The 20,808-nt window shown below is 60.4% G+C and carries 18 protein-coding genes and 2 tRNA genes; 19 read left to right on the top strand and 1 reads right to left on the bottom strand.

Annotated elements, in window-relative coordinates; translation table 11 throughout:
• Positions 1-106: 106 nt before the first annotated feature.
• From argC to I1M21_RS00840, 4 genes are all read left to right on the top strand, one after another.
• Complete coding sequence (gene argC, locus I1M21_RS00855; protein WP_195192033.1) at positions 107-1,177, top strand: N-acetyl-gamma-glutamyl-phosphate reductase; 1,071 nt, start codon at positions 107-109, stop codon at positions 1,175-1,177.
• A gap of 134 nt (positions 1,178-1,311) precedes the next feature.
• The gene (gene argJ, locus I1M21_RS00850; protein WP_195192032.1) at positions 1,312-2,577 is read left to right on the top strand and encodes a bifunctional glutamate N-acetyltransferase/amino-acid acetyltransferase ArgJ; all 1,266 of its coding nucleotides are present in this window, start codon (positions 1,312-1,314) and stop codon (positions 2,575-2,577) included.
• A gap of 80 nt (positions 2,578-2,657) precedes the next feature.
• The gene (gene argB / locus I1M21_RS00845; RefSeq protein WP_117583122.1) at positions 2,658-3,638 is read left to right on the top strand and encodes an acetylglutamate kinase; all 981 of its coding nucleotides are present in this window, start codon (positions 2,658-2,660) and stop codon (positions 3,636-3,638) included.
• Between the two features lie 68 nt (positions 3,639-3,706).
• Positions 3,707-4,990, top strand: coding sequence for an aminotransferase class III-fold pyridoxal phosphate-dependent enzyme (locus tag I1M21_RS00840; RefSeq protein ID WP_195192031.1), 1,284 nt, complete (start codon positions 3,707-3,709; stop codon positions 4,988-4,990).
• 614 nt (positions 4,991-5,604) lie between these two features.
• Here the strand turns inward: I1M21_RS00840 and I1M21_RS00835 are convergent.
• Positions 5,605-5,680, bottom strand: a tRNA-Val gene (locus I1M21_RS00835).
• 187 nt (positions 5,681-5,867) lie between these two features.
• Here I1M21_RS00835 and asnB point away from each other — a divergent pair.
• From asnB to I1M21_RS00760, 15 genes are all read left to right on the top strand, one after another.
• A complete protein-coding gene (gene asnB, locus I1M21_RS00830) occupies positions 5,868-7,748 on the top strand; it encodes an asparagine synthase (glutamine-hydrolyzing) (protein WP_195192030.1) in 1,881 nt (626 codons plus the stop codon).
• Between the two features lie 112 nt (positions 7,749-7,860).
• On the top strand, positions 7,861-9,423 hold the full coding sequence (locus tag I1M21_RS00825; protein WP_195192029.1) for a Mur ligase family protein: 1,563 nt from the start codon (positions 7,861-7,863) through the stop codon (positions 9,421-9,423).
• A gap of 107 nt (positions 9,424-9,530) precedes the next feature.
• The gene (locus I1M21_RS00820) at positions 9,531-10,442 is read left to right on the top strand and encodes an HAD family hydrolase (RefSeq protein ID WP_195192028.1); all 912 of its coding nucleotides are present in this window, start codon (positions 9,531-9,533) and stop codon (positions 10,440-10,442) included.
• A 51-nt stretch (positions 10,443-10,493) separates the two neighbouring features.
• Entirely contained in the window at positions 10,494-11,378 is an 885-nt protein-coding gene (gene murI / locus I1M21_RS00815; protein ID WP_055286761.1) for a glutamate racemase, read from the top strand.
• A gap of 54 nt (positions 11,379-11,432) precedes the next feature.
• Entirely contained in the window at positions 11,433-12,158 is a 726-nt protein-coding gene (gene rph / locus I1M21_RS00810) for a ribonuclease PH (RefSeq protein WP_117848021.1), read from the top strand.
• Between the two features lie 143 nt (positions 12,159-12,301).
• Positions 12,302-12,943: an RdgB/HAM1 family non-canonical purine NTP pyrophosphatase gene (gene rdgB / locus I1M21_RS00805; RefSeq protein WP_195192027.1), complete on the top strand. Its 642-nt coding sequence runs from the start codon at positions 12,302-12,304 to the stop codon at positions 12,941-12,943.
• 3 nt (positions 12,944-12,946) lie between these two features.
• Entirely contained in the window at positions 12,947-13,393 is a 447-nt protein-coding gene (dtd, locus tag I1M21_RS00800) for a D-aminoacyl-tRNA deacylase (protein WP_195192026.1), read from the top strand.
• A gap of 129 nt (positions 13,394-13,522) precedes the next feature.
• A complete protein-coding gene (locus tag I1M21_RS00795; RefSeq protein WP_006234957.1) occupies positions 13,523-13,819 on the top strand; it encodes a Veg family protein in 297 nt (98 codons plus the stop codon).
• Positions 13,820-13,821: 2 nt separating this feature from the next.
• The gene (gene ispE / locus I1M21_RS00790) at positions 13,822-14,718 is read left to right on the top strand and encodes a 4-(cytidine 5'-diphospho)-2-C-methyl-D-erythritol kinase (RefSeq protein WP_195192025.1); all 897 of its coding nucleotides are present in this window, start codon (positions 13,822-13,824) and stop codon (positions 14,716-14,718) included.
• 49 nt (positions 14,719-14,767) lie between these two features.
• Positions 14,768-14,844, top strand: a tRNA-Pro gene (locus I1M21_RS00785).
• 112 nt (positions 14,845-14,956) lie between these two features.
• Positions 14,957-15,232: a twin-arginine translocase TatA/TatE family subunit gene (gene tatA / locus I1M21_RS00780; RefSeq protein WP_022094895.1), complete on the top strand. Its 276-nt coding sequence runs from the start codon at positions 14,957-14,959 to the stop codon at positions 15,230-15,232.
• Positions 15,233-15,338: 106 nt separating this feature from the next.
• Complete coding sequence (gene greA / locus I1M21_RS00775) at positions 15,339-15,809, top strand: transcription elongation factor GreA (RefSeq protein WP_195192024.1); 471 nt, start codon at positions 15,339-15,341, stop codon at positions 15,807-15,809.
• Positions 15,810-15,887: 78 nt separating this feature from the next.
• On the top strand, positions 15,888-17,852 hold the full coding sequence (lysS, locus tag I1M21_RS00770; protein WP_195192023.1) for a lysine--tRNA ligase: 1,965 nt from the start codon (positions 15,888-15,890) through the stop codon (positions 17,850-17,852).
• Positions 17,853-18,255: 403 nt separating this feature from the next.
• On the top strand, positions 18,256-19,824 hold the full coding sequence (locus tag I1M21_RS00765) for a threonine/serine exporter family protein (RefSeq protein ID WP_229025489.1): 1,569 nt from the start codon (positions 18,256-18,258) through the stop codon (positions 19,822-19,824).
• A 313-nt stretch (positions 19,825-20,137) separates the two neighbouring features.
• Entirely contained in the window at positions 20,138-20,731 is a 594-nt protein-coding gene (locus tag I1M21_RS00760; protein ID WP_195192022.1) for a DUF2798 domain-containing protein, read from the top strand.
• Positions 20,732-20,808: the final 77 nt, after the last annotated feature.

Genomic DNA, 20,808 nt, shown 5'->3' with positions numbered 1-20,808 from the left:
AAGATTTGCGTATATATGCATCTTTTGGTGTTAAAGTCTCAACCTACCTCATAACAACGGCTGCGGAATGCGCATTGGTGCATAAACCGCAGACAAGGAGTTAGATATGTCCCTCAAGGTTGGAATCGTCGGCGCGGCGGGATACGCTGGCGCTGAGCTCATTCGCCTCGTGCTCGGTCATCCCGAGTTTGAACTTGTCGCCATTACGTCCAATGCCGATGCTGGCCAGCCGCTGTCTGCGGTGTATCCGAGCTTTGCCGGCGTGAGCGACCTGGCATTCACCACGCATGACAATCCCGAGCTCAAGACCTGCGACGCCGTCTTTTTGGCCGTGCCGCACACTGCCGCCATGGCTCAGGTGCCCGCGCTGCTTGCCGCTGGCGTCTCCTGCTTCGACCTTTCGGCCGACTATCGTTTGAGCGATGCGTCCGTTTTTGAGGCTTGGTATGCCGCCGAGCACACGAGCCCCGAGCTGCTCAAGACGCGCGCTTTCGGTTTACCCGAGCTGTTCGGCCAAGACCTGGAAACCGCTGCGGCTAGCTACGCCGCCGGTAAGCCCGTGCTTGTCGCCTGCGCCGGTTGTTACCCTACGGCGACGAGCCTTGCCGCCGCGCCGGCCGTGCGTGCCGATTGGGTTGCCCAGAGCGGCCCCGTGATCGTCGACGCCATCAGCGGTGTGACAGGCGCCGGCAAGTCCTGTAACGCCCGCACCCATTTTTGCAGTGCAGACGAAAACTTGGAGGCCTACGGCGTGGGCAAGCATCGTCATACGCCCGAGATCGAGCAGATTTTGGGCCTTGTCGACCGCATCGTCTTTACGCCGCACCTGGCACCGCTCAAGCGCGGCCTGCTTTCCACGGTGACGATGCCGCTCGCGCCGCAGGCTCTCGACACGTTGACCCTTGAGGACGTCGTCGACCATTACAAGAAGTTCTACGCCGGTCGCACGTTTGTGTGCGTGCTCGATGCCGGTCAGCAGCCCAAGACGGCTTCGGTCGTCGGTACCAATGCCGCCCAGATCGGCCTTGCGCTCAACAAGCGTGCGGGCGTGCTGGTGGCGACGGGCGCTATCGACAATTTGTGCAAGGGTGCCGCGGGCCAGGCGGTCCAATGCGCCAACATCGTCTTTGGTTTTGACGAGCGACGAGGCTTGCCCACAGTGGCATGCCCGGTGTAGCACATTCGATTGTTGACGATTTGGTAGTCGGGCATCGAGTGGGGCGCCACTCTTAAGCTGGTCTCATGATTGTGGCTGGTATGGCGCACCAACCGATGCCCATTTTTTGTTTGACATAAGGAGTCATAAAGACGATGAATACAGAGCAGCTCGATATCAAGATTCGTGCCGTAGAGGGCGGCGTAACGGCGGCAGCCGGCTTTAAGGCGGCGGGCATCCATGCCGGATTCCGCAAGAATCCCGAGCGCTTGGATTACGCGCTCGTCGTGCCCGATAAACCCTGTCCCGGGGCCGGCGTGTTTACGACTAACCGCTTTTGTGCGGCGCCTGTGCAGGTGAGCCGCGCCAACCTGGGCGGTGCCGATAAGGGCTACGGCGTCATTGCCGGTGTCTCTATCAACTCCGGCAACGCCAACGCCGCCACGGGCGAGACCGGTCTTGCCTGCGCGCGCGAGACCTGCAACATCGCCTCGCAGGTCATCGGCTGCGAGCCCCAGCAGATTTTGGTCGCCTCCACGGGCGTAATTGGTCAGATTCTGCCGATTGACACGTTTGAGACTGCCGTTCCTGCCGCCTACGAGGCGCTCTCCGCCCACGGTGGCGCCGATGCGGCCCGTGCCATCATGACGACCGACACGCATTCCAAGGAGTACGCCGTGTGTTACCGCAGCGAGGCCGCGGAGCACGCAGGCAATGCCTATACGGTGGGCGGTATGTGCAAGGGCTCGGGCATGATCATGCCCAACATGGCAACCATGATCGCGGTCATCACTACCGATGCCCCCGTCGAGCCGGAGGCGCTCCACGCCCTGTTACTCTCCACCGTCAAGCAGACCTTCAACAAGGTAACGGTCGACTCCGATACTTCGACCAACGACACCTGCATCATGCTCGCTTCCGGCGCTGCCGCAAATGCCGAGCCTATTGTCGAGGGCTCTGACGCCTTCGACGAGCTAGCCTTTGCCGTGCATGAGGTGTGCGAGAGCCTGGCGCGCAACATCGCCGCAGATGGCGAGGGCGCATCCAAGCTCGTGACGGTTAACGTCACCGGCGCCGTGAACGACGAGGAGGCCGATATCGCCGCTCGTGCCGTCGCCAACTCGCCGCTCGTCAAGACCTGCATCGCCGGCCACGACTGCAACTGGGGCCGCGTTGCCATGGCGCTCGGCAAGTGCGGCGTGAAGTTTAACCAGGAAGACGTTTCCATCGACATGATGGGCATGCCTGTCTGTCGCGACGGTCTGACTGTTCCCTTTGACGAGGACGAAGCTCTGCGACGTTTTGAGGCGCCCGAGATCGTGATCTCGGCCGACCTGGGTGCAGGCGACGCGGCAACGACCGTGTGGACCTGCGACCTCACGCACGAGTACATCTCCATCAATGGCGACTACCGTTCCTAGATTCCAGGCACGCTGCGCATCTTGCCGCATTGCGGACAGCGAAGCACGGCGTGATAACGATACGAAAGACGAGGCAGATTATGAAATTCGCACGCGATTGTCGTTCGAGCGAATCCAACGAAGCAACCGCGCAGCTGCTGTTCGAAGCGCTGCCGTGGATTAAAAACCTGACCGGCAAGACGGTCGTTATCAAATATGGCGGAGCCGCCATGGTTGACGAGCAACTGCGCCGCGACGTGATGAGCGACATCGTTTTGCTCAAGATCATCGGCATGCGACCTGTCATCGTGCATGGCGGCGGCAAGGCCATCAACGAGGCGCTGAGCCATTACGATATTCCCGTCGAATTTAAGAACGGCCAGCGCGTGACTACGCCGGCGACCATGGATATCGTGCGCGAGGTGCTGGGCGGCAAGGTTAACCAGGAGCTGGTCGCTGCCATCAACCACCACGGCAACCTGGCCGTAGGCGTGTCGGGCAGCGATGCCGGCACGCTCATCGCTGAGCCGCTCGATCCCGAGCTCGGTCGCGTGGGCAAAGTGACGCACGTCAACACCGACTATATCGAGCGCTTGCTCGATAGCGAGTACATCCCCGTCATCGCTACCGTCGCGGCGGGGGAGGACGGTGGTTTCTTCAACATCAACGCCGACACCGCCGCCGGCGCCGTTGCCGCGGCGCTCCACGCGCATAAGGCGATCTTTTTGACCGACGTCGATGGCCTGTACAAGGACTTTAGCGACAAGGACTCGCTCATCTCCAACCTAACGCTCGACGAGGTTAACGAGATGCTCTATGGCGGGGAGGTCGATAAGGGCATGATTCCCAAGCTGCGCGCGGCCGTCGATGCGCTTGCCGGTGGCGTGTTCCGCGCCCACATCATTAACGGCACCACGCCGCATTCGCTGCTCCTGGAGCTGCTGACCGATGCCGGCGTCGGCACCGTGATCCATTCCACCGAAACGGCCTACGAGTTCGATACGCACCCGCACCCGCTTTCGACCTTTGCGGCGCGCCTGACCGAGAACCTCGACGAGGTCGAGAAGCTCCAGACGGTCTAGCCGGTTCGAAATCGCCACACTATCACGCCCGCAGTCCGCACTGCCTGGCGCTTAACGAAAGGTATCTCATGTCACTTGCGGCACAACAATCGCTCGAATCCCACTACGTCATGCACACCTTTGGTCGCTCGCCGGTCGAGTTTGTCGAGGGTCACGGCATGAAGCTCACCGGCGACGATGGCCGTGAGTACCTCGACTTTCTTGCCGGCATCGGCGTGTGCAGCCTAGGTCATGGCGACCCGGCTGTGCTCTCGGCGCTCGAGGCACAGACCAAAAAGCTCATGCATGTCTCCAACTATTTCTACATCGAGCAGCGCGGACAGGTCGCGGCGCTGCTGTCCAAGCTTGCTAACGACGACGTAGATGGTGCGCGCGTGCTTGCCGATGCCATTGCCGCCGGCGATGAGACCACGGCAGCTGCTCTTGGTGCCCCGGCTGCGGATGAGCAGGTTTGGGAGACCTTCTTTGCCAACTCCGGCGCCGAGGCCAACGAGGGCTCGATGAAGCTCGCGCGCCTGTACGCCAAGCGTGCCGGTAATGGTGGCAACACCATCGTGTGCATGCGCGGCGGCTTCCACGGCCGTACGCTCGAGACCATTGCCGCCACCATGCAGGATTGGCTGCAGGACAGCTTCCGCCCGCTGCCGGGTGGCTTTGTGGCCTGCACGCCCAACGATGTGGACGAGCTGCGTGCGATCTTTAAGCAGCTGGGGAGCGAGATTTGTGCCGTGATGCTCGAGCCGATCCAGGGTGAGAGTGGCGTGCACCCCATGACCGAGGAGTTTATGGCGGCAGCGCGCGACCTGGCACACGAAGTGGGCGCCGTGCTTATCGCCGACGAGGTCCAGTGCGGCATCTTCCGCTCCGGCAAGCCATTTGCATTCCAAACCTATGGCGTGGAGCCTGACATCATGAGCCTTGCCAAGGGCATTGCTGATGGCGTGCCCATGGGTGCCGTCGTGGCAAAGAAGGAGATTGCCGACGTGTTTAAGCCGGGCGACCATGGTTCGACTTTTGGTGGTAGTTGTCTGGCTGTCGCCGCGTGCGCCGCGACGCTCGCCGCGCTTGTGCGCGGCGATTATGCCGAACATGCTGCCAAGGTGGGCGCTTATATGGAGGCAAAGCTCGCCAAGCTGCCGCACGTGACCGAGGTACGTGGCCGTGGCTTGATGCTCGGCTGTGATTTGGATGACGCTGCGGGTGATGCGCACGATATTGTTGCCCATGCGCTGGCAGCCGGTGCCGTGATTAACGCCACGGGTGCCCATACGCTGCGTTTCCTGCCGCCGCTCGTGTGCGAGGAAGCCGACGTGGATGGTCTGATCGAGGTTCTGTCGGGCGTTTTGGCCTAGTGCGAGCAAATTTAGCCGCTTGGAACGGGTTCCGGACTGCGGGCGTGCCCTATGTGGCATGATTCAGCGGTCTGGAGCCCGTTTTGCTATCGATTTTGATGGCTGGGATAGGCTGTGTGCAAAAAACGGCAAATATGAGTACGGACACTAATTCCATAACATATAAATTGGGCGTATTTAGACGGGTTGGGCCACATATGTCCAGTTTTATAGTTAGTAAACAAGCTGGCCCGGACTATCGATCGTCGTCCTAATGCCTGATTTGTCCTTTATGACCTTGAAAACGCTGCTACCAAAAAGGTATCAGTACTCATATTTGGCATTTTTTGCACACCGCCCTTGAAACGGGGCGCACCCTGCGGGTTCGAATCCCATGCACTGAACTCTAACAAGAAAGGCTGCCATTACTGGCAGCCTTTTCAATCAAATGGTGGGCGATGAGGGATGTCCGCGTGCGGCTGGCGCCGCCCGCTTTCGCTTCGGGCCTCCGGCCCTCGCGTGCTGCGCTGGAAAACGCTTCGCGTTTCCTCAGCTTCGCACCCTGGCGGGTTCGAATCCCTTTGCAAGGAGCTCAAAAAGAAAGGCTGCCATTGCTGACAGCCTTATCATTCATATGGTGGGCGATGAGGGATTCGAACCCCCAGCCTTGTGCGTGTAAAGCACCTGCGCTAACCGTTGCGCCAATCGCCCGTGCGGAGAGAGTATAGCAAAACAATCGCCTCATTCACCTCATATCCATTAAAGGTAACTCGCGCGTGTCACAGCGGAGCTGATTCAGTTGAGATTGCCTGAACATTCCGCCCCTCTTTACGCCCTCGGGTATACTCAAAAGCTACTGATTCGATTTGATGCCCAGCAACAGCAGAGGGGATAGTATATGTGCGGTTTTGTCGGTTTTGTCGGTGGGACGGATAACCAATCCGAGGTGCTCACCAAGATGATGGACCGCATCGTCCATCGCGGTCCCGACATGGGCGGTCAGTTTATCGACGGCCGCGTTGCCCTGGGCTTCCGCCGCCTGTCGATCCTCGACCTGACCGAGGCTGGCGCCCAACCCATGGCCAATGAGGACGGTAGCGTCGTCATTGTCTTCAACGGCGAGATCTACAACTTCCAAGAACTCCGTTCCGAGCTCGAGGCCAAGGGCTACAAGTTCCATTGCGGCGCCGACACTGAGAGCCTCCTGCACGGCTACGAGGAGTGGGGCGAGGCCGTCCTCGATCGCCTGCGCGGTATGTACGCCTTCGTCATCTGGGACAAAAAGAAGAACAAGCTTTTTGGCGCCCGCGACATCTTTGGCATCAAGCCGCTTTACTACTATCCCATGGTCGATGCGGGCGACGGCGCTCCGGGCGTGCTCTTTGGTTCCGAGATCAAGAGCTTCCTGGACTACCCGCACTTCCACAAGGCGGTCAACAAAAAGGCTCTGCGTCCGTACATGACGCTGCAGTATTCGGCAACCGAGGAGACCTTCTTCGAGGGTGTCTACAAGCTGCCGCCGGCGCACTACTTTACCGTCGATATCCCGACCGGCAAGATGAACATCGAGCGCTACTGGGATTGCGATTACTCTGCCGTCGAGAAGCCGTTCGAAGAGTATGTCGATGAGCTGGACGAGGTCGTGCACGAGAGCGTTGAGGCCCATCGCATCGCCGACGTCAAGGTCGCTTCGTTCCTCTCCGGTGGTGTCGACTCCAGCTACATCGCCGCTTGCCTCATGCCCGACAAGACCTTCTCGGTGGGCTTTGACTACAAGAACTTCAACGAGACCAACTACGCCAAGGAGCTTTCCGATAAGCTCGGCGTCGAAAACGTTCGCAAGATGATTACCGCCGACGAGTTCTTCGGTGCGCTCGAGGACATCCAGTATCACATGGACGAGCCGCAGTCCAACCTGTCTTCCGTGCCGCTGTGGTTCTTGGCCGAGATGGCCCGCAAGGACGTCACCGTGGTGCTTTCGGGCGAAGGCGCCGACGAACTCTTTGGTGGCTACGCCTACTACGAGGATACGGTCCCGGTGCGCAAGTACAAAAAGATGGTGCCGCTGCCCATCCGTCGCGCGCTCGGTAACCTGGCGCTGCATATGCCGTACTTCAAGGGACATAACTTCCTGGTCAAGGGTGCCGAGATCCCCGAGAAGTCGTTCCTGGGACAGGCTCTGGTTTGGCCGGAGCGCGAGGTCGACAGCGTGCTCAAGCCTGAGTACAACACCGGCGACGGCGCCTTTGAGCTCGCTGCACCCATCTACGCACGCGTGAAGGGCCAGCCCGAGCTGGTCAAGAAGCAGTACCTGGACATGAACATGTGGCTCCCGGGCGACATTCTGCTCAAGGCCGACAAGATGTGCATGGCGCACTCGCTGGAGCTGCGCGTGCCCTTCCTGGATCGCAAAGTCATGGAGTTCGCCGAGCACATTCCCGACCGATACCGCATCAACGAGAACGGCAACAAACAGGTACTCCGCCACGCTGCCAACAAGTCGCTGCCCGATGAGTGGGCCACCCGTCCCAAGGTGGGCTTCCCGGTGCCGATTGTCTACTGGCTGCGCGAGCAAAAGTGGTACGACTATGTCAAGGAGTACTTCACCGCGCCGTGGGCAAGCGAGTTCTTCGATACCGACGAGCTCATGCACCTGCTCGATCTGCACTTTGCGGGCAAGGGCGATTTCCAGCGCAAGATCTATACGCCGCTCGTGTTCTTGGTGTGGTACAAGCGCTTCTTTATCGACGAGGACCAGCCCGCTGTTCAGGCTGCCTAGCCTCGGCTTACGAACGCCTGCGCGTAACGGCTCCTCCGGGAGCCGTTTTTGCGTGGGTGCGTTTCAGTTACTATAAAAACCGTCCCTGCCAAATGGCTGAGAAAGGTGAAAGATGCACCATTCGGATTCCGCGACCGTGACCACGGTCGATACGCTTGCCAAGCTTCTCGATGTGTGCGGCGAGCTGCGCGCATCAGAGCAGGTTGACGAGCGTGCCGTGACCGGCTGCTCGTTTGATTCGCGCGCGGTCTCGGCAGGTGACGTGTTCTTTTGCAAAGGTGCTGCCTTTAAGCCCGCGTTTTTGAGCATGGCGCTCGATGCGGGCGCCGTCGCATTTGTGTGCGAGGAGTCGCTGGTCGAGTCTCTGGAGCCGCTGGCGCAGGAGAGCGGCGCGGCGATGCTGGTCGTGGATAGCGTCCGCACGGCCATGGCCCTGTTGCCGCCGGAGGTCTACGACCGTCCCGACCACGACGTCAAGATCGTGGGCATCACCGGCACCAAGGGAAAGACCACGGCCGCTTTTATGCTCCAGTCCATCATCAAGGCGGCAGGCGAGTCCTGCGGCATGATCGGCTCGGTGAGTACCGACGATGGTATCGAGTGCTACGAGAGCACCAATACTACGCCCGAGGCCCCCGAGGTCTGGCGCCATATCGCCAACTGTCGCACGTCCGGTCGCCAGTCCATGGTCATGGAGGTCTCGAGCCAGGCGCTCAAGTACCAACGCGTCGAGAATCTGCCGTTTGACGTGGCGTGCTTCCTCAACATCGGCCGCGACCACATCTCGCCGATCGAACACCCCACGTTTGAGGATTATTTTGAGAGCAAACTCAGGATCTTTGACCAGGCAAAGACCGCCGTGGTGAATCTGGGCACCGAAGAGGTCGACCGTGTGCTGGAGGCAGCGTCGACGGCCGAGCGCTTGGTGACCGTTGGCGTCGAGCATCCCGAGGCAAGCCTGTGGGCGAGCGACGTACGCATGGTCGGCTTTAGCATCGAGTTCAACTTGCATGGCCTGTGTGCCGACGAGTCCGAGGCGGGGGAGAAGATCCTGCTGGGCATCGCGGGAGACTTTAACGTGGAGAACGCGCTGGTCGCTATCGCCGCCGCGCGCGAGATTGGCATCGGTATCGATGCCATCAAGAAGGGCCTCTCCAAGCTGCGTGTGCCGGGCCGCATGGAGGTCGTGGAGTCGAAGGACGGCCGCGTGATTTGTGTTGTTGACTACGCTCACAACCAACTTTCGTTCCGCTCACTTTTCTCGTCGGTGAAGCGCGCGTTTCCCGCCAGCCCGGTCATCGCAGTGTTTGGCGCTGCCGGCGGCAAGGCACAGGAGCGCCGCGAGCAGCTTCCGCGCGAGGCCGCACCATATTCCGACCTGATGATCTTTGCCAATGAGGACCCGGCTCACGAGGACCCGATGAAGGTCTGTCGCGAGCTTGCCGAACATGTTCCCGACGATACGCCGAACAAGATCATCCTCGATCGCGAAGCCGCTGTGCATGCGGCGTTCAAGGCGGCGCGCGAGGAGTACATCAACCCCGATGCTCCTACCATTGTCTTACTGCTGGCAAAGGGTGACGAGGAGCTCATGCACGTGGGCGACGAGTTCGTGCCCATCGAGAGCGACCTTTCGTTGGCCAATCGCCTGATCGATGTTACCCAGTTTGACTAATGAACCATGATGGCGGCGGCGCCCTGAGCGCGCTGTCGCCATAAGCGTGTTCCCTCAATCAAAACATGCCGTCCAAGTCCAAACCCTTCTACGTAAACGGAGTAACCATGTCCCACAACACCCTGCCGACCGTCGCCGACCTTTCGGGCGAGATGCGCGAACGCCTTGCCAAGGTTAAGTATGTCTTTACCGATTTGGATGCCACGATGCTCGCCCCCGGCTCGTGCGTGCTTCGCGACAACGACGGCAATCCATCGACCAAGCTCGTCGAGGCGGTCGTCGCGCTCGCTCGCGCCGGTATTCAGGTGGTTCCCACCTCGGGCCGCAATCGCACCATGATTCACGAGGACGCCCGCGTGCTCGGCCTCAACTCCTACATCGGCGAAATGGGCGGTCTGGTCATGTACGACCTCAAGGCCAACGATTGGGAGTATCTGACCGGCGATATGCCCTACGACCCTGCCTGCGGCCTCACGCCGCACCAGGTGATCGAGCAGACCGGCGTGTGCGAGAAGATTCTCGCCCGCTGGCCGCACAAGATCGAGTATCACAACGACATGTCGACCGGCTACAAGTACCGCGAGGTCACCGTCGGCATGCGCGGCGATGTGCCCGACAATGAGGTCCAGGCCATCCTGGACGAGGCCGGCTGCGGCCTGGTGTGGGCCTGTAACGGTCACCTGACGCATCTGTCCAAGCCGACGACGCTCGAGCTCGATCGCGTCGAGGACGGTCGCGCCTTCAACATCAATCCGGCGGGCCTCAACAAAGGCGTCGCCATTGCGCGCTTCTGTGAGCACCTGGGGATCGAGCGCGAGGAGACGCTCGCGCTCGGCGACTCCGAGTCCGACTTTTACATGGCCGATCACGTGGGCACGTTCTGTCTGGTCGAGAATGGCCTGACGAGCGCCGGCGCGCCCGAGTTCCTGGCTGCTTGCGAGAACGCTTTCGTTACGCGCGGCAAAATTGTCGACGGTTGGGCGGCGACGGCAGAGCTGCTGGTCGCGGCGCGTTCGTAGCGCGGCGTCGCTGCACTTGGACATGTCTTTTCGAGAGAGACTGGTGAGGTAATGTCCGATATCGAGAATTCGGCAGGCGACACGCGCCCGATTGGCGTGTTCGATTCTGGTTTGGGCGGTCTGACGGTTGCGCGCGCCATCGCGACGGCGCTGCCGCACGAGTCCGTCTACTACTTTGGCGACACCAAGCGCTGCCCCTACGGCACCCGCACCGAGGATGAGGTGCGCTCGTTTGCGTTGCAGGCGGGCCGTTGGCTTTCGAAGCACGACGTCAAGATTATGGTCATCGCCTGCAACACGGCGACCGCTGCGGCCTTGCGTCTGGCCCAGCAGGTGCTCGACGTTCCCGTGATCGGCGTGATCGCGCCGGGTGCCCGTGCGGCAATCAACAGCACCCGCTCGCGTCGCGTGGGCGTGCTCGCCACCAACCTCACCATTCGCTCGGGCGCCTACACGCGCGCCATTCAGGATCTAGATGCCGGCGTCGATGTATACGGCTGTCCTGCCTCGAGCTTTGTCGAGGTTGTCGAACACGAGCTCGCCTCGGGTGCACATCTGCAGGAACAGTGGCTTGAGAACGAGGACATCTTCGATACGCCTGCCGTGCGTGCGCTGGTGGGTGCCACGGTTGAGCCGCTGCGCGACCACGGTATCGATACCGTGGTGCTCGGCTGTACACATTTTCCGCTGTTGGTGGGACCTATCCGCCATGCGCTGGGGCCTGGGGTGCGCGTCGTGAGCTCCGCCGAGGAGACCACACGCGAGCTGACCGATATCCTCACGCGTCGCGAGCAGCTGGCGGGCGACGCCGCCGAGCCGCAGCATCGTTTTGCCACGACGGCCGATAACATTGCCGAGTTTGCGGTGGCGGGCAGCTTTATCTTTGGTCAGCCGCTCAAGAGCATCGAACATATCGATATCGATGAGCTGAAATAGATGTAAGGCGGCCGCCAAAGCCTTCGCCACATCTTTTGCCGAAAGGATATTTCTATGGAGTACATGCAGGTCAACCGCGCCAACGGTCGCGCCGCCAACGAGTTGCGCCCCGTTAAGCTCACCCGTGGCGTCATGAAGCACGCCCACGGCTCGTGTTTGGCCGAGTTCGGTGACACGCGCGTGCTGTGCGCCGCCACTATCGAGGAGGGCGTGCCGGGCTGGCGCAAGGGGGCTAAGGCCGGCTGGGTGACCGCGGAATACGCCATGCTGCCGGCGTCGACCGGCAAGCGCTGCAAGCGCGAGCATGCCAACCGCAAGGGTCGCTCCATGGAGATCGAGCGCCTCATTGGCCGCAGCCTGCGTACCGTCGTCAACATGAAGGCGCTCGGCGAGTACACCGTCACCGTCGACTGCGATGTGATTCAGGCCGATGGCGGCACGCGTACAGCGAGCATCACCGGCGCCTGGGTGGCGCTGCACGACGCCCTCGCCATGTGGGTCGAGGCGGGCAAGATCGAGCGCATCCCGCTTATCGGCCAGGTGGCTGCCATCTCCATGGGCGTTGTCGACGGCAATACGCTGCTTGACCTCGATTATTCCGAGGACAGCCACGCCGAGGTCGACATGAACCTCGTCGCTACCGACACCGGTGAGATGATCGAACTCCAGGGTACCGGCGAGCAGGCGCCCTTCGACCGTAAGCGTCTCAACGCCCTGCTCGACCTGGGCGACAAGGGCATTGCCGAACTCATCGAGCTTCAGCGCCAAGCCCTCGCCTAACTTGCCAAAAAGGGACAGGTTTATTTTGGTAGGTTTTATCTGCGGAGACGTCTAGACACAAGACTGCCGTTGATTGAGAGGGAAGAGGCAGAGGCCCTCGTCGCCCTCGGCGCGGCATTGCTATAGAGACAAGGAGGCCAGTTATGGCACTTGAGAAGATCGACATCGACACCCTCGACCCGGCGGCGACCATCGTCGTGGCAACCGGAAACGCTCATAAGCTCACCGAGATCGAGGCCATTTTGGGCAAGGTCATGCCCGCGGTGCGCTTTGTGGCGCTCGGCCAGCTGGGCGATTTTGAGGACCCCGAGGAAAACGGCACGACGTTTTTGGAGAACGCCATCATCAAGGCGCAGGCTGCCGTCGAGGAGACGGGCCTTATGGCCATCGCCGACGATTCCGGCCTGGTCGTCGACGCGCTGGGCGGCGAGCCGGGCGTGTATAGCGCGCGCTACGCGGGCGTGCACGGCGACGATGCCGCCAACAACGCCAAACTCCTCGTTAACCTGGAAGGCGTGGCAGATGAGGACCGCACCGCGCGCTTTATGAGCGTCGTCGCGCTTATCGATACGGACGGCCTGGTCACCTATGGCGAGGGCGCCTGCGAGGGCGTTATCGCGCACGAGGGCCGCGGCGATCACGGCTTTGGCTACGACCCGCTGTTCCTACCGGTCGATACGCCGGGCAAGACTATGGCCGAGCTGACGGCTGACGAGAAAAACGCCATCAGCCATCGTTTCCACGCGCTCGAGCATCTGTCCGCCAAGCTGACGGGCGAGGAGTAGGCCATGCGTGCGGTGGTGCAGCGCGTGCTCAACGCCGGTGTGACGGTCGACGGCGAGTGCGTGGGCCGCATTGGACGCGGCTACCTGGTGCTGCTGGGCGTGGGTCACGGCGACACGCGTGCCGAGGCTGATAAGCTGTGGGGCAAGCTCCGGGGCTTGCGCATTAACGAGGACGAGAACGGCAAGACCAATCTGGCGCTTGCCGATGTCGACGGCGAGGTGCTCGTGGTGTCGCAGTTCACGCTGTTTGCCGATTGCCGTCACGGCCGCCGCCCATCGTTTACGGATGCCGGCGCCCCCGATATCGCCAACGAGCTCTACGAGTACTTCCTGACGCTTGTGCGCGAGGACGTTGAGCATGTGGCGCACGGTATCTTTGGCGCTGACATGAAGGTCGACCTGGTCAACGACGGCCCATTCACCATCGTCTTGGACACCGATACTCTGTAAGTAGTCAATTTGGGACCGGGTTTTTTAGCTACTTGCGTATGACGGCAGCAGGGTGCTATAGTATTAGAGTTTTGTCTATCTTAGGGGTATTATCCCCTTTTTGAATTGCACCTTCTGGAGGCCCTGTTCATGGAAGAGATGGAAGTCAATCACGTCGACGACATCCACGAGAAGCTGACCGATATGGTGGGCGATCGCGTCAAGGTTAAGGCCAACATGGGCCGCACCCGCGTTGTCGAGCGCATGGGCACCATCAAGAGCGTCCACCCCGCCGTCTTTATCGTCGAGGTCGACGAGCGCCGTGGCCGCAAGTCGCGTCAGTCCTACCAGTATATCGATGTCCTCACCGGTCAGGTCGAGCTGTTCGACCCTGAGAGCGGCGAGCATATCTTTACCCCGCTCGGCAATCAGCTCGAGGAGCACTAACGGTGACCGATCGGTCCCTGACTCTTTCCGCGCCGGCAAAGATTAACCTCTACCTGGGGGTTCATACCGAGCGCGATGACCGCGGCTACCACAGGGTCGATTCCCTGATGGCGGCCGTCGGTCTTTCCGATACCGTGACGGTCACGCCGGCGCAGGCGCTGACCGTCCAGACGGTTCCAGCATCAGATTTTCCCATGCAAAAGAATACGGCGTATCGGGCTGCGGTTGCTATGGCCGAGCATTATGGTTGCGAGGCTACTGTGTGCGTGACGATCGAGAAGCACATCCCGCTGTGCGCAGGTTTGGGAGGCCCCTCGACAGACGCCGCAGCGGTTATCGTCGCCCTGGCCGAGTTGTGGGGCATCGACCGTGCCGATGCTGCCCTCGATGATATCGCCCGCGGAATCGGTGCCGACGTGCCGTTCTTTTTGCATGCGAGTCCCGCGTTCTACGTGGGCGGGGGAGATGTGCTCGCCACCGAGTATCCTGCGCTTCCGGCAACGTCCGTTGTGCTGGTCAAGCCGCGCGAGGCAAGCGTTTCAACGATTGAAGCCTATCGACGCTTTGACGAGACCCCGGTGTCGGCAGACAAACCCGGCCTCATCGCTTCGGCCCTTCGCTCGGGCGATGCCGAGACTGCCTATGCGCTCATCCACAACAACTTGGGTGTCATCTCCGCGCAGATGGAGCCGCAGATTCAGGCGGTCCTCGATTGGCTGCGCGCACAGGACGGCACCGTTGCCGTGGACGTGTGCGGATCAGGCGCTTGCTCCTTTGCCATCTGCGATACCGTCGCCACGGCAGACCGCTTGGCGGAAGCTGCCCAGCAAAACGGCTGGTGGTCCTGCGCGACGGAGCTCATTCCCAACACGGTTCGCGCCGAAGTGCCAAAGAAGTAAAAATTTCTCTAGCACACGACGGAAATCTTTGTTACTATAGTCGAGCTAACGGGTTGTGGCTCAGTTTGGTAGAGCACTGCGTTCGGGACGCAGGGGTCGCTGGTTCAAATCCAGTCAACCCGACCAGAGCATGAGGAGGGACCGCTTCTTGCGGTCCCTTTTTTTAGCTATTGTTGTGATACCGCGATACCCGCGGTATACTCATTCGAGCTTGTCTCGCTGTATTGTGGAGGTCTACATGTTTGGACTGAGGGCTCCTGAGCTCATCATTATTCTCGTCGTTGTCCTGATTATCTTCGGGCCCAAGAACCTGCCGAAGCTCGGCAAGTCCCTCGGCTCTACCGTCAAGAATATCCGCGAGGGTATGGAGGGCGACGATAAGGCCGAGACCAAGCAGGCCGAGGAGGTCGTGGTCGAGCAGTCCGAGGAGGACAAGGAGATCGCTGAGCTCGAGGCCAAGCTCGCTGCTGCCAAGAAGAAGCAGGCAGAGGACAGCGACGCGGACGCAGAGTAGTCCCATCCCTTTGGGGTGAGCACCTGACCGGCTTGCCCGCAGGCTAGCCGGTCTTTTTCGTTTTGTTGACAGTTGATTGTTTGATCAGAGTTGGGGAGATATCCGTATGGACGCAAGCCAGATCGTACTGACCGCTGAGGGCCGCCAGAAGCTCGTCGAGGAGCTCGCTTGGCGTGAGGGCGATTACGCCAAGGAGATCGTCGAGGACATCAAGGAAGCCCGCGCGTTCGGCGACCTTTCGGAGAACTCCGAGTACGATGCCGCCAAGGACAAGCAGGCCCAGAATGCTGCTCGTATCGCCGAGATCCAGGCCATTCTTGCCAACGCTCAGGTTGCTGCCACCACGGGCGACCTGACCGTCTCCATCGGCTCGACCGTCACCCTGGTCGACCCCAACGGCGAGCTCATGGATGTCACGCTCGTCGGTACCACCGAGACCAACTCGCTCGAGCACAAGATCTCCAACGAGTCTCCGGTCGGACACGCCATCATCGGTCACGGCGAGGGCGACTCCGTCGAGGTCGTTACGCCTTCCGGCAAGACTCGCGTCTACACCATCGCCAAGATCGCACGCTAGACCACGGTCCCGCGTAAAGGTATGTTTTCGCTCCCTGGGACCGAATCCTGGGGGGCGTTTTAGTTTGAGGAGCTAACTATGGCAGAGAACCAGAACGCCGCCGATCAGGCATCGACGCTCAACGACGAGCGCGCCACCCGCCTGGGCAAGCGTGCCGCCCTGTTCGAGGCGGGTCAGAATCCCTATCCCGAGCACTCCGATATTGAGGATTACGTTGTCGATATCGAGGCCAAGTATGCTGAGCTTGCCGATGGCGAGGATACCGAGGACGTCGTGAAGATCGGTGGCCGCGTGGTCGCCAAGCGCGGCCAGGGCAAGATCATGTTCATCGTTCTGCGCGATGCGACTGCCGAGATCCAGCTGTTCTGCCGCATCAACGACATGGACGAGGCTGCCTGGAATACGCTCAAGGCCCTCGACCTGGGCGACATCCTGGGCGTGACCGGCGTGGTCGTGCGCACCCAGCGCGGCCAGCTTTCCGTTGCTCCTAAGAGCGCGACCCTGCTTGCCAAGGCCGTTCGTCCGCTGCCCGAGAAGTTCCACGGTCTTTCCGACAAGGAGACCCGCTATCGCCAGCGCTATGTCGACCTGATCGCCAACGACGACGTTCGCGAGACCTTCCGTAAGCGTTCGCAGATTCTCTCCACCTTCCGTCGCTTTATGGAGTCCGACGGCTACATGGAGGTCGAGACCCCTATCCTGCAGACCATCCAGGGTGGCGCCACCGCTAAGCCGTTCATCACGCACTTCAACGCGCTCGATCAGGAGTGCTACCTGCGCATCGCTACCGAGCTGCACCTCAAGCGCTGCATCGTCGGTGGTTTTGAGCGCGTGTTCGAGATCGGCCGCATCTTCCGTAACGAGGGCATGGACCTTACCCACAATCCCGAGTTCACCACGATGGAGGCCTACCGTGCCTTCTCCGACCTCGAGGGCATGAAGGCGCTCGCCCAGGGTGTCATTAAGGCGGCTAACAAAGCCATCGGCAACCCCGAGGTCATCGAGTACCAGGGCCAGACCATCGACCTTTCTGGTGAGTGGGCCAGCCGTCCCATGACCGACATCGTCTCCGACGTGCTCGGCAAGCAGGTCACCATCGACACGCCGGTCGAGGAGCTTGCTGCCGCCGCGCGCGAGAAGGGCCTGGAGATCAAGCCCGAGTGGACTGCTGGCAAGATCATCGCCGAGATTTACGATGAGCTGGGCGAGGACACCATCGTCAACCCCACGTTCGTGTGCGATTACCCCATCGAGGTCAGCCCGCTTGCCAAGCGCTTTGAGGACGACCCGCGCCTGACGCACCGCTTTGAGCTGGTTATTGCCGGCCACGAGTACGCCAACGCATTCTCCGAGCTCAACGACCCGGTCGACCAGGCTGAGCGCTTTGCTGCCCAGATGGCCGAGAAGGCCGGCGGCGACGATGAGGCCATGGAGTATGACGAGGACTACGTGCGCGCCCTCGAGTACGGTATGCCTCCCGCGGGCGGCATTGGCATTGGTATCGACCGCGTGGTCATGCTGCTCACCAACCAGGCTTCCATCCGCGATGTCCTGCTGTTCCCGCACATGAAGCCCGAGAAGGGTTTCCAGTCCGGTGCCGCTGCCGCCAAGGCTGCCGAGGCCGGCAACGCCGCGAGCCCGTTCGTTAAGTCGCTTAAGCCCACGCTCGATTACTCCAAGATCGCCGTTGAGCCGCTGTTTGAGGAGTTCGTCGACTTTGATACCTTCTCCAAGAGCGATTTCCGCGCTGTGAAGGTCAAGGCATGCGAGGCCGTCAAGAAGTCCAAGAAGCTGCTGAACTTTACGCTCGACGACGGTACCAGTACCGACCGCACCATCCTCTCCGGCATCCATGAATACTATGAGCCCGAGGACCTGGTCGGTAAGACCCTGCTCGCCATCACCAATCTGCCCCCGCGCAAGATGATGGGCATCCCCAGCTGCGGCATGCTCATCAGTGCCATCCACGAGGAGGAGGGCGAGGAGCGCCTCAACCTGATCCAGCTCGACGCCTCCATCCCCGCCGGCGCAAAGATGTACTAGGGGGTTACGGCGTTTTACCAAACGCCGTAACCGCTCGACGCTGCGCCCTCAGGTTCCGCCGTTCTACCGAACGGCGGACCGGTCGACGCTGCGCGCCGCCCAGAGCGACAATTTGTCATTCAAAAGGCAAGGCATGACCAGAAGGTCTATGCCTTGCCTTTTTCATGCCAACTTGTTCGCTCTGGACGGCGCTCGCTGGCGTATGCTCAACCTGCGATACGCCAGATGGGGAGTTCCTTTTGTGCCGGCACTTGGGGACACTCCTTGTAGTCATTGGGGATGTTCTTAAACGACTACCCAACGGCTATTGCGCACATGGTTCGCATGACAGTCGTCTCTTTTATGTTTCCTTTAGCCGTTGCTGCCTAGGATGGGGGTTAGTCGGTAGGAAGGGAGCGTCTATATGGACGACGCGAGCGAGCGCGCAATCGAAGAGGACATGCTCGATCAGTTCAATTACTTTGATGATGAGGACGAGGAGCTGATCGACCGTCGCGAGCCAGCGCCGCTTGATTCCTTTGATCTGGTCGATGAAGAGACTGATGAGGTTGAGGACGAATCAACGGAACCCCCACAGCCTTCGCACCATGATTCGTTGCTCTCAAGAGTCCCTCTGCACCACGGTGTTCGTGCCGGTGCCCTTCATATGAAAACTGACTGGCGCCAGATCGTGACGGCAGGCGATGAGCTTGCCGTCGATGCGCCGCTTACCGATAAATCATCCATTATCTGCCGCACCGGCATGCTTATGCTGGCAAGCGGAACAGGTGCCTGGCGTGTGCGCGATACCATGAATCGTGTTGCCGCTGTACTCGGCGTCACGATTCACGTCGACCTGAGCCTCCTGTCGTTTGAGTGCACCTGCATCGAAGGCGGCCACTGCTTTAACGAGGTTGTCAGCCTGCCCACAACGGGGGTCAATACTCATCGCATCTGGATGATGGAGAGCTTCTTAAAGGAAATCGAGACGTATGGGCGCCGTTTTACGGTGCATGAGTATCACGAGATGCTCAAGACCGTTGAGAGCTCAAAGCCCGATTACACTCCCTGGCAGCAGGGGCTTGCCGCGGCCTGTGCCTGCGGCGCTTTCGTCTTTTTGCTCGGCGGCGGCCCCATCGAGATGGCCTGTGCATTCGTGGGCGCTGGTGTCGGCAACTTTGCTCGCTCCCATATTCTCAAACAGGGTCTTGGCCAGTTCAGTGCGCTGACGACCGGCGTCGCGCTTGCTTGTATCTCGTATCTGCTGGCATTGCTCGGCCTTGGCCAGGTGATTCCGGGGGCAATGTCGCACCAAGAAGGCTATATCGGCGCCATGCTCTTTGTGATTCCCGGCTTTCCCCTCATCACGGCGGGACTCGACATCGCAAAGCTCGATATGCGAAGCGGTATCGAACGTCTGTCATATGCCGTCTCGATTATTGTGATGGCGACGCTCGTAGGTTGGATGGTTGCCGAGTGTGTGGGCTTGGCGCCGGACGACTTTGCCCCGCTTGGCCTCTCGCCGCTTGCCCTTACGCTCTTGCGCGTGGTGATGAGCTTCGTTGGCGTGTTTGGCTTCTCGGTCATGTTCAACAGCCCGGTAAAGATGGCAGCGGCGGCAGGGCTCATCGGTGCCGTGTCCAATACCCTGCGTTTGACCCTTGTCGATGCGCCGACGATGCTTCCCTTCCTGGGCCTCAGCGCGGGAATGCCTCCCGAGGCAGCTGCATTTATCGGGGCGCTCGTATCGGGTCTGCTGGCAAGCCTGGCAGAGATCAGGCTCACCTACCCGCGAATCGCCCTCACGGTGCCGTCGATCGTCATCATGGTGCCCGGTCTCTATCTCTATCGCTCGATGTACTACATGTGCACCTTCGATACGGTCAATATGCTCGGTTGGTTTGTGCGTGCAGTGCTCATCGTGGCGTTTTTGCCCGTTGGTCTGGGTGTGGCACGTACACTCACCGACCCTCGCTGGCGCCACACCAGCTAATTGGTGCAAGGAGGACAGGTCACTTTGCACCAAATGAGTTGCGGTGAAATAGAGACTGAATTGCTGCTTAAAGGGTCAAAACAGTCCGTATTCCACCGCAACTTATGGGGTCGGGGGATTATTGGTGCCCTGCATCTTCATAAACTCAACGCTTACGAAGCGCAGGCCTTTCATGCTAGGCTGGTTTCACCACATAAGTAGTCGCAGACGCACGTACCACGGGCGGGCGAGATGAAGTTCCAACAGCTCCATCTTGCCCGCCCGTTTTTGTTGCGTGGTGCCGCGGCGTAACACAGAAAGGACCATGCCCTTTATGCCTATCAACAAACGAGAGAGCCTGCTGTTCACCTTTATCATGTGCTTTTGCATGGTGCTCTGGATGAGCATCTACAACGTTGCCCTGCAGCATGGGGCCATCAACGGCGAGGTTGTTGCCGCCGCGTGGCTCGGCTTCCCCGTTGCCTACATTTTTGCCATGTGCTGCGACTGGTTTGTTGCCAGCCCCCTTGCCAAGGGTTTCGCCTTTAAATTCCTGGTCACGCCGGGCAAGAGCTCGCCGCTTGCCATGACGCTCGCCGTCAGCTCCTGCATGGTCGTTCCCATGGTTATCATCATGTCGCTCTACGGCGCGTGCGAAGGCCTGTTCCATATGCCCGGCGGCCCGCTTGCCAATTTGCAGGCGCTGCCGATGATGTGGCTCGTCAACATTCCGCGCAACTTTATCATGGCCCTGCCCTGGAACCTGCTGGTGGCTGGTCCGGTTGCTCGCTTTGTCTTCCGCCGCGCCTTCCCCATGGGAACCGTCTTTGAAGAGCAGCATATGGAGCTTGTGCGTATGTCTGGCGCTCCCGTTGCCGATGCCGTCAATGACATTGCCGAGAGCATGGACGCCGAGCCTGCCTGCTAGGCAACAGCCTCTAACCTAGAGCGCCCGCCGCACCCGGCGATTCCTTTTTTGTAGACGTTGTCGTATGGCTGCATGCG

Source organism: Collinsella aerofaciens, assembly GCF_015546965.1.
Classification (GTDB): domain Bacteria; phylum Actinomycetota; class Coriobacteriia; order Coriobacteriales; family Coriobacteriaceae; genus Collinsella; species Collinsella aerofaciens_X.
This window is presented reverse-complemented; position numbering and strand designations above follow the sequence as displayed.

Excerpts from the sequence above, each read along its gene's own strand:
- argC (WP_195192033.1), top strand. The coding sequence starts at position 107 with ATGTCCCTCAAGGTTGGAATCGTCGGCGCGGCGGGATACGCTGGCGCT.
- argJ (WP_195192032.1), top strand. The coding sequence starts at position 1,312 with ATGAATACAGAGCAGCTCGATATCAAGATTCGTGCCGTAGAGGGCGGC.
- argB (WP_117583122.1), top strand. The coding sequence starts at position 2,658 with ATGAAATTCGCACGCGATTGTCGTTCGAGCGAATCCAACGAAGCAACC.
- I1M21_RS00840 (WP_195192031.1), top strand. The coding sequence starts at position 3,707 with ATGTCACTTGCGGCACAACAATCGCTCGAATCCCACTACGTCATGCAC.
- asnB (WP_195192030.1), top strand. The coding sequence starts at position 5,868 with ATGTGCGGTTTTGTCGGTTTTGTCGGTGGGACGGATAACCAATCCGAG.
- I1M21_RS00825 (WP_195192029.1), top strand. The coding sequence starts at position 7,861 with ATGCACCATTCGGATTCCGCGACCGTGACCACGGTCGATACGCTTGCC.
- I1M21_RS00820 (WP_195192028.1), top strand. The coding sequence starts at position 9,531 with ATGTCCCACAACACCCTGCCGACCGTCGCCGACCTTTCGGGCGAGATG.
- murI (WP_055286761.1), top strand. The coding sequence starts at position 10,494 with ATGTCCGATATCGAGAATTCGGCAGGCGACACGCGCCCGATTGGCGTG.
- rph (WP_117848021.1), top strand. The coding sequence starts at position 11,433 with ATGGAGTACATGCAGGTCAACCGCGCCAACGGTCGCGCCGCCAACGAG.
- rdgB (WP_195192027.1), top strand. The coding sequence starts at position 12,302 with ATGGCACTTGAGAAGATCGACATCGACACCCTCGACCCGGCGGCGACC.
- dtd (WP_195192026.1), top strand. The coding sequence starts at position 12,947 with ATGCGTGCGGTGGTGCAGCGCGTGCTCAACGCCGGTGTGACGGTCGAC.
- I1M21_RS00795 (WP_006234957.1), top strand. The coding sequence starts at position 13,523 with ATGGAAGAGATGGAAGTCAATCACGTCGACGACATCCACGAGAAGCTG.
- tatA (WP_022094895.1), top strand. The coding sequence starts at position 14,957 with ATGTTTGGACTGAGGGCTCCTGAGCTCATCATTATTCTCGTCGTTGTC.
- greA (WP_195192024.1), top strand. The coding sequence starts at position 15,339 with ATGGACGCAAGCCAGATCGTACTGACCGCTGAGGGCCGCCAGAAGCTC.
- lysS (WP_195192023.1), top strand. The coding sequence starts at position 15,888 with ATGGCAGAGAACCAGAACGCCGCCGATCAGGCATCGACGCTCAACGAC.
- I1M21_RS00765 (WP_229025489.1), top strand. The coding sequence starts at position 18,256 with ATGGACGACGCGAGCGAGCGCGCAATCGAAGAGGACATGCTCGATCAG.
- I1M21_RS00760 (WP_195192022.1), top strand. The coding sequence starts at position 20,138 with ATGCCTATCAACAAACGAGAGAGCCTGCTGTTCACCTTTATCATGTGC.